At 33.1% G+C, this 8884-nt stretch carries 6 protein-coding genes; 1 reads left to right on the top strand and 5 read right to left on the bottom strand.

The annotated features are described in order from the left end of the window. Positions 1–440: 440 nt before the first annotated feature. Genes gatB through gatC form a run of 3 tightly spaced genes read right to left on the bottom strand, consistent with a single transcriptional unit; the run spans position 441 to position 3642 of the window. On the bottom strand, positions 441–1868 hold the full coding sequence (gene gatB, locus CD150_RS01225; protein WP_046207965.1) for an Asp-tRNA(Asn)/Glu-tRNA(Gln) amidotransferase subunit GatB: 1428 nt from the start codon (positions 1866–1868) through the stop codon (positions 441–443). Positions 1869–1880: 12 nt separating this feature from the next. Beyond that, positions 1881–3338, bottom strand: a complete 1458-nt coding sequence (gatA, locus tag CD150_RS01220) for an Asp-tRNA(Asn)/Glu-tRNA(Gln) amidotransferase subunit GatA (RefSeq protein ID WP_046207966.1) — start codon at positions 3336–3338, stop codon at positions 1881–1883. 1 nt (position 3339) lies between these two features. Next, on the bottom strand, positions 3340–3642 hold the full coding sequence (gene gatC, locus CD150_RS01215; RefSeq protein WP_019469599.1) for an Asp-tRNA(Asn)/Glu-tRNA(Gln) amidotransferase subunit GatC: 303 nt from the start codon (positions 3640–3642) through the stop codon (positions 3340–3342). A gap of 380 nt (positions 3643–4022) precedes the next feature. Here gatC and putP point away from each other — a divergent pair, with 380 nt between their 5' ends. After that, a complete protein-coding gene (gene putP, locus CD150_RS01210; RefSeq protein ID WP_046207967.1) occupies positions 4023–5558 on the top strand; it encodes a sodium/proline symporter PutP in 1536 nt (511 codons plus the stop codon). Positions 5559–5656: 98 nt separating this feature from the next. On the opposite strand, the gene CD150_RS01205 is transcribed toward putP, so the two are convergent. Further along, positions 5657–6868, bottom strand: a complete 1212-nt coding sequence (locus CD150_RS01205) for a CamS family sex pheromone protein (RefSeq protein WP_064209724.1) — start codon at positions 6866–6868, stop codon at positions 5657–5659. Positions 6869–6880: 12 nt separating this feature from the next. Next, the gene (ligA, locus tag CD150_RS01200) at positions 6881–8884 is read right to left on the bottom strand and encodes an NAD-dependent DNA ligase LigA (protein WP_070658297.1); all 2004 of its coding nucleotides are present in this window, start codon (positions 8882–8884) and stop codon (positions 6881–6883) included.

Below are 8884 nucleotides of genomic sequence, written 5' to 3'. Positions count from 1 at the left end.
AGATGTGTATAAGAGACAGCAGTATATATATTAAATGATTTAGTTAAATGATAAAAGCATTTAGGCTATTTTTAAAAAGAAAATATAATATACTACTCAATATTAAAGTTCTTGAAACATCCATACCTATGCTTAAAACATAAGCATTAATCCATAATTAAGAATTGCTATCACATTAAAATTTTAAAATTTTGATTGTGCTACATTTTACATGAATATACCTTATCCTCATTTGCTCCTTTTAAATGATCCTCTTGGCGTCAATAATTGCCAAAATCGCTGAAAAAAGATGATAATGATATATTCCTGAATGTTACACCAACAAAAAACGCCAATTTCTATAGTTGTAATAGAAATTGACGTTTATTTTTTATTTAAGATGCTTCAGTCTCAGGTTTTTCTTTAATTAGATTAAAACTGTTTAAAAATGAATGATGATGTTATCTTTTATCTAATTCTTGTTTTAATAATTGGTTCACTAATTGTGGGTTAGCTTGACCTTTGGAAGCTTTCATAATTTGACCAACTAAGAAGCCCATAGCTTTACCCTTACCATTTTGATAATCTTCAACGGATTGTGGATTGTTGTCTAACGCTTCATTTACAAATTTAAGCAGTGTTGCTTCATCAGAGATTTGAACTAAGCCTTTATCTTCCATAATTTGTTTGGCATCTCCACCATTTTCAGCTAGTTCTGGGAAAACTTTTTTAGCGATTTTACTACTCATTGTGCCATCTTCAATCAACTTAATCATACCTGCAAGATTTTGTGGTGTAAGTTTAGTATCTAATAATTCTATTTGATGTTTATTTAAATACTCATTAACGCCGCCCATTAACCAGTTTGAAGTCAATTTTACATCTGCACCTTCAGCTACTGCACCTTCAAAGAAATCAGACATTTCTTTTGTCAATGTAATCACATGTGCATCATATGCTGGTAAACCAAATTGATTGACGTATTTATCTTTTCTTTCATCTGGTAATTCAGGTATTGTTTGACGTACGCGTTCTTTCCATTCATCGTCAACATATAAAGGCACAATATCTGGTTCTGGGAAGTAACGGTAATCATCAGAACCTTCTTTTACACGCATAAGATTCGTTTTACCTGTAGCTTCATCAAAACGTCTCGTTTCTTGTAAAATCTCTCCGCCGTTCAATAATTCTTCTTCTTGACGTTTTTCTTCATATTCTAACCCTTTACGAACATAAGTAAATGAGTTTAAATTTTTCAATTCTGCTTTTGTTCCAAATTCTTCTTGACCATATGGTCGTAAAGAAATATTAGCATCACAACGCAATGATCCTTCTTCCATTTTACAATCAGAGACACCAGTATATTGTATGATTGAACGCAATTTTTCTAAGTATGCATACGCTTCTTGTGGTGAGCGAATATCTGGTTCAGATACAATTTCAATCAATGGTGTACCTTGTCTATTTAAGTCAACTAGTGAATAACCATCCTTATGCGTTGACTTACCAGCATCTTCTTCCATGTGTAAACGTGTGATACCTATACGTTTCGTTTCACCATCTACTTCAATATCAATATAACCATTTTCACCAATTGGCTGATCAAATTGTGAAATTTGATATGCTTTAGGATTATCTGGATAGAAATAGTTTTTACGATCAAATTTTGATTCTGTTGCAATATCCATATTTAATGCCATTGATGCTCTCATCGCCCAATCAACCGCACGTCTATTGACAACTGGTAATACACCAGGGTAAGCCAAATCAATGACGTTTGTGTTTGAGTTAGGTTTTGCTCCGAAATGTGCTGGTGATGGAGAAAACATTTTAGATTCTGTTTTTAACTCAACATGGACCTCTAGTCCAATAACTGTTTCAAAATGCATGATTTCCACTCCTTATAAATTTTCGTATTCATTATGCAAATTAAATTTTGTTTCATATTGGAAAGCGACACGATATAATGTTTTCTCATCAAATGGTTTACCAATAAATTGCAAACCAATTGGACGTCCATTCGCTTTACCGCAAGGAATAGATATACCTGGCAAACCAGCTAAGTTAACTGGTGTTGTTAGTAAGTCATTCGCATACATTGTAAGTGGATCATCGATTTCTTCACCTATATTAAATGCAGTTGTTGGTGTTGTTGGTCCTACTACAACATCATAGTTATCAAAAATACGATCGAAATCATTTTTAATTAATGTTCTAACTTTTTGTGATTTTTTGTAGAACGCATCATAGTAACCCGAACTTAACGCAAATGTACCAAGGAAAATACGACGCTTAACTTCTTCACCAAATCCTTCACTTCTTGACATTTTATATAATTCTTCAAGTGAATTTGCTTCTGGTGAATGATAACCGTATCTGATACCATCAAAACGCGATAAATTTGATGATGCTTCGGATGATGCGATTACATAATAAGAAGGAATGCCATATTTTGTGTTTGGTAATGAAACTTCTTCTACTGTAGCACCTAGTTCTTTCAATGTTTCAACAGCGTTTTTCACAGATGCTTTCACTTCGTCAGATATACCTTCGCCAAGATATTCTTTTGGTAATGCTACTTTAAGTCCTTGAATATCTTTACCAATATCAGATGTAAAGTCTGCATCTTCTACTGGTGCACTTGTACTATCATTTTCATCTAAACCAGTGATTGCTTCTAATACTAATGCATTGTCCTTAACATTGCGTGTTAACGGTCCGATTTGGTCTAATGAAGACGCAAATGCTACCAAACCAAAACGTGATACACGACCATAAGTTGGTTTTAAGCCTACGATTCCACAATAAGCTGCAGGTTGACGAATTGAACCACCAGTATCAGAGCCTAAACTAAAAGGAACTAATCCTGCTGCAACTGCTGCTGCAGAACCACCAGATGAACCACCAGGAACAGCTGTGTGATCAAATGGATTTAACGTTTTTTTAAAATAAGAAGTTTCTGTAGAACCTCCCATTGCAAATTCATCCATGTTTAATTTTCCAATTAAAACCGCTTGTTCGTTGCGTAATTTATTCATAACTGTGGATTCATAGATAGGTACAAATCCTTCTAGCATTTTACTAGCACATGTTGTTTCTACACCTTCAGTAATAATATTATCTTTAATTCCCATTGGAATACCAAAAAGTTTGCCTTCCATTTGGTCCTTGGCTTGTAACTCATCTAATTCTTGTGCTTTTTTAATAGCATTATCTTTATCTAATGCAAGAAATGATTTGATTGTTGGATCAGTTTCTTCAATTGCATCGTAGATATCGTTTACTACTTGTGAAGGTTTAATTTCTTTGTTTTTTATTAATGTAATTAAATTTTCCACAGATTCATAACGGATGGTCATCTTAAGCGTCCTCCTCATTCATGATAGATGGCACCTTGAATTGTCCATCTTCCGTCTCTTTAGCATTTTTTAATGCAAGCTCTTGAGGAATGCCCTCGATTGCTTTGTCTTCTCTTAACACGTTTTGTAAATCTAATACATGATAAGTTGGCTCAATTGAGCTAGTGTCTGCTGTATCTATATGATTAGCAAAATTTAAAATACTTTCTAATGTATCTTGCATTTCAATTGTTTCTTCTTCTGATATTTGAAGTCTAGCTAAATTAGCGATATGCTCTACCTCTTCACGTGTAACTTTAGCCATTAAATAAAAGCCTCCTTTTTACTCATTCATTATAAAATTGTATCAAAATTCCAAGCAAAAATCTAAACTTTTCACCAATAACAATAAATAACCTTGTTTATTTTAATTCCTTTTGCTCAACCTTTTGGAATTATGTGACTTAAATATATTTTGAACATAATCTACTTAAGTATCACAGCATTTATAACAATAATTGCATAATAAACCATATTTTTTATAAATAGTGTAATATTATTTCATTTGATGTAAGCATTTTCATTTTGTCATTGAGCTAATTATTTTGAAAAACAAAAGATATTTCTACTCTATTTATAAATTTCATTGTATAATAATTCATGTAACACAATTTAATATTCTGGGGATAAGGGAGTTGAAGTATTATGTTTATTCTAGGCACATCTTTAGCGAATCAAGTTCACGCTACTTGGCAAACGTATATCATGATTATTATTTATTTTATCATTTTATTAGTTATTGGCTATTACGGTTATAAGCAATCCACAGGTAATTTAAGTGAATTTATGCTTGGAGGTAGAAGTATTGGCCCTTATGTAACTGCCCTATCAGCAGGTGCATCCGATATGAGTGGATGGATGATTATGGGGCTTCCTGGATCTGTATATAGTACTGGATTATCTGCAATGTGGATTACAATTGGTTTATCGCTTGGCGCTTATGTTAACTATTTTGTAGTCGCACCTCGACTTCGTATTTATACTGAAATTGCAGGAGATGCTATTACCTTACCAGATTTTTTTAAAAATCGACTCAACGACCGCAAAAATTACATAAAAATAATTTCAGGTCTAATCATCGTTGTGTTTTTTACTTTATATACACATTCTGGGTTTGTATCTGGTGGTAAATTATTTGAAAGTGCTTTTGGCTTGAACTATCATTGGGGGCTTATCATTGTTGCGGCAATCGTTATTTTTTATACTTTTTTTGGTGGATATTTAGCTGTATCCATTACAGATTTCTTTCAAGGTGTAATTATGTTAATTGCTATGGTCATGGTCCCTATCGTAGCACTTATAAAACTCAACGGTTTGGATACATTTAGTGAGGTAGCAGCAATGAAACCTACCAATATGGACTTGTTTAAAGGGACTACATTTTTAGGTATTATTTCCTTATTTGCCTGGGGTTTAGGTTATTTTGGACAACCACATATCATCGTTCGTTTTATGTCCATTAAAACACATAAACTTTTACCAAAAGCTAGACGTTTAGGTATAAGCTGGATGGTTGTAGGGCTCTTAGGTGCAGTTGCTGTAGGGTTAACAGGTATCGCATTTATACCTCAATACCATATTAAAATGGAAGATCCAGAGACACTATTTATCATTATGAGCCAAATTTTATTCCATCCACTCGTTGGTGGATTCTTATTAGCAGCTATATTGGCAGCTATCATGAGCACAATTTCATCTCAGTTATTAGTAACTTCTAGTTCACTGACTGAAGATTTTTATAAACTTATTCGCGGTGAATCGAAAGCAAAAACACACGAAAAAGAGTTTGTAATGATAGGAAGACTATCTGTTTTACTAGTAGCAATTATTGCAATTTGGATTGCTTGGTCTCCAAATGATACAATTTTAAACCTTGTAGGTAATGCTTGGGCAGGGTTTGGCGCGGCATTTAGTCCGTTAGTAATCTTCTCACTTTACTGGAAGGGTTTGTCTCACGCTGGTGCTTTGAGCGGTATGATTACCGGTGCTTTAGTCGTTATTGTATGGATTGCTTGGATTAAACCATTAGCATCAATAAATGAAATCTTCGGTATGTATGAAATAATTCCTGGTTTCCTAGCCAGTGTGATCGTTACTTATCTAGTAAGTAAAATTACGAAAAAGCCCGGTGAATTTGTAAATAACGATTTAAATAAAGTAAAAGAGATTGTCAAAGAATAATCGTGTAATAACTCTTTCACTATAAATTAACACTAAAAAAGCCACACTTGTAATACATATATTAATTACAAGTGTGGCTTTTAATGTGTATACGCTTATTAATTATTGTTTTTATAAATATGGACTTGTGGGTCTTTGTCATCTTTAGTTTTACTGATTAAAGCTTTTGCCTTGTTACCATCTTTTATACGAATTTCATATTCATCAATATCATCAAAGTATTTCTCTGCTTGTTCAGTGATATATTGTGTGATACCAATTGTTTCTGCTTCGCCATAATAATCAATCGGTACATCAACAGTTAGTTGCTTCGCTTTTTTATTATCAAATTTAACTGTCCCTACTGCTTGAGTAAAGTTATTAAAATACGTCTGTAAATCATCATTAAATTGTTTGAAATTATTATTTAAATTTTCATCAATTTTACTTGCTTCATCAGAAGGTAACAATGCTGTTGTTTGATTAATATCTTTCCATTCATTAATACGTGTCTTACCATCTTCAACTGTCGTACCAGCAATAAACTCTCCTGGTACAATTGAATTTTCGCCAGTTTGTTTATAAATTGCAAAGTGTATAGGTATGTCTTTCAAAGCTTTATTTTCTCTGACTCTTGACAAAATTTCGCCTGCCATTTGCTTTCCTTGTTTCTTAATTTCTTTATCATCTAAATCTTTACTATAGGTCTCGCCATCTTTTTCTTTTTGATAGTAATACGTACTATTCATTGCTAGTCCAATGGTCATACCTTTAATTTTCTTCCCTTTAGTATCACCACTCGCATAAAAATCCTGTTCCAAAATATTAGAAAGATATGCAGGTGAATCTTCCGCAATTTTTTCTGGATCTGTTTCACCATTATGTGATGGATTTAAACCTAAATTCTCATTCGCTTTCTTTTCTTTTCGTTCATCTTCATCCATTGCATCTACTTCTGATTTGGTATATTTCGGGTCTAAATAAGCGTTAATCGTATCTTTATCTAAGTATTGACCATCTTGATATAAATAATCGTCAGTTGGAAAAACTTCTTTACTCAATTCTAAAAGCCCGTTTTCAAAATCTTCACCGTTATAACTATTTGCCATATTATCTTGTAATAAACCACGCGCTTGACTTTCTTTAAATGGTAAAATCGTTCTATAATTATTGCCTTGAACATTTTTATCGGTGGCAATTTCTTTAACTGAACCTGATTTTTCTTGCTGCTTATTGTCATTAGATTGTTCTTTACTTTTTTCATTATCCTCATTTCCACATGCTGATAATAGAAAAATTGCTGAGATGAATAGTATAATCGTTCTTTTCATGCATTATCTCCTCTATCCCTCTATTTCTTTTTGTTTCTGGACAAAGTCATCTTCTGTCCAAACTTCTGTACCAAATTGTTCAGCTTTTGTAAGTTTTGAACCAGCGTCTTCTCCAGCAATTACTAAATCTGTCTTTTTTGTAACACTGTTTGTAACTTTAGCACCTTGAATCTCTAACCATTTTGAAGCTTCATTTCTTGTCATTTGATATAACTTTCCAGTTAAAACAATGGTCTTATTAATAAATTCTGGATGTCCTTCTAACTCTGTTGTGTTGACACCTTTATAAGTCATATTAACATGTTTTTTCTTTAATTTATTAATAAGTGCACGGATATCTTCATTTTCTAAATAAGTGACTAATGATTGTGCTAATTTTTGACCAACATCATAGATTTCAATCAATGACTCTTCTGTAACATTAAACAAATCATCCATGGTTCCATATTTTTCAGCAATGACTTGGCTCGCTTTGACACCTAAGTGTCTAATTCCTAAACCAAATAGCAAATGTTCTAATGAGTTTGATTTAGCATCTTCAATCGCATTTAATAGATTGTTTACTTTCTTTTCACCCATTCGCTCTAATGGTAGCAAATCGTCTTTAGTTAAGTAAAATATATCAGCAACATCTTTTATTTTTTCATTTTCATAAAGTTGTTGAATAATTTTAGTACCTAAACCATCTATATTCATTGCTTGTCGTGATACAAAATGAATCATACCTTCAACAAGTTGTGCTTGGCATTTTGGATTGATACATCTTAAAGCCACTTCCCCTTCAATTCTTACAAGTTCATGACTACAACTAGGGCAATGTGTGGGCATGTGGTAAACTTCAGCATTTTGTGGCCGACGATCTAATACGCTTTTTATGACTTCTGGTATAATGTCTCCCGCCTTCTTAATTACAACACTATCACCAATTCGAATATCTTTTTCATGTATTAGATCTTCATTATGTAAAGAAGCTCTAGAAACTGTAGTGCCCGCTACTTTAACTGGTTCAAGTATAGCCGTAGGTGTAACGACGCCTGTTCTACCAATACTCAGTTCAATATCTAATAAATCTGTTATGACTTCTTCAGCAGGAAACTTATACGCAATTGCCCAACGAGGAGATTTTTGTGTATAGCCAAGCTCATCTTGCTGGTCTAAATCATTTACTTTGATAACAATGCCGTCGATATCATAAGGTAACTGTTCACGTGCTTCAGTCCATTTTTCAATATAATCGAATACTTCTTCTATAGTTTGGACACGTTCTCTTTCTTTATTTGTTTTAAAACCTAATTTATCTAATTCATCTAAAGCTTCGCTTTGTGTATGTGCATGAAATTGTGTAAAGTCATTTACGCTATATAAGAAAACACTTAACTTTCTCTTTGCTGCAAGTTTGGAGTCTAATTGTCGAAGTGAACCAGCAGCTGCATTTCTTGGATTGGCAAAAGGTTGCTCATCATTTTGTGCTTTAGCTTCATTTAAATCAAAAAATGATTTTCTGGGCATGTATGCTTCACCACGAACTTCAAATGTTCTAGCTTCATTAATCTTTAATGGTATTGCATGTATCGTTCTTAAGTTTTCGGTGATATCTTCACCCGTAGTACCGTCACCACGCGTCAAACCTTGTACAAATTTACCATTCTCGTATTTGAGAGAGACTGCTAAACCATCTATTTTCAATTCGCACATGTATTCCACATGATTAATTTGTTCACGTATACGCTGGTCAAATTTTTTTAAATCTTCTTTATTAAAAGCATTCCCTAAACTTAGCATCGGTGTATCATGATTCACTTTTTCAAAAGTTGATTGAGCTGAGCCACCTACTCTTACTGTAGGTGAATCAGCTGTTCGATATTCTGGGTTGTTCGCCTCAATATCTATCAATTCATGTAAAAGTTTATCGTATTCACTGTCTGGTACTGAAGGGTTGTCTTGTACATAATATTCATAACTATATTGATTTAGTAATTGATGTAATACATCGACACGCGATTGTAAGTCAGCCAC

This window comes from Staphylococcus ureilyticus, from assembly GCF_002902235.1.
Lineage (GTDB): Bacteria > Bacillota > Bacilli > Staphylococcales > Staphylococcaceae > Staphylococcus > Staphylococcus ureilyticus.
The sequence above is the reverse complement of the archived record's forward strand: the minus strand, read 5'-3'. Positions and strand labels throughout refer to the sequence as shown.

What these genes read in the sequence shown, in the direction of transcription:
- gatB (WP_046207965.1), bottom strand. Translation starts at nt 1,868, where the DNA reads ATGCATTTTGAAACAGTTATTGGACTAGAGGTCCATGTTGAGTTAAAA.
- gatA (WP_046207966.1), bottom strand. Translation starts at nt 3,338, where the DNA reads ATGACCATCCGTTATGAATCTGTGGAAAATTTAATTACATTAATAAAA.
- gatC (WP_019469599.1), bottom strand. Translation starts at nt 3,642, where the DNA reads ATGGCTAAAGTTACACGTGAAGAGGTAGAGCATATCGCTAATTTAGCT.
- putP (WP_046207967.1), top strand. Translation starts at nt 4,023, where the DNA reads ATGTTTATTCTAGGCACATCTTTAGCGAATCAAGTTCACGCTACTTGG.
- CD150_RS01205 (WP_064209724.1), bottom strand. Translation starts at nt 6,868, where the DNA reads ATGAAAAGAACGATTATACTATTCATCTCAGCAATTTTTCTATTATCA.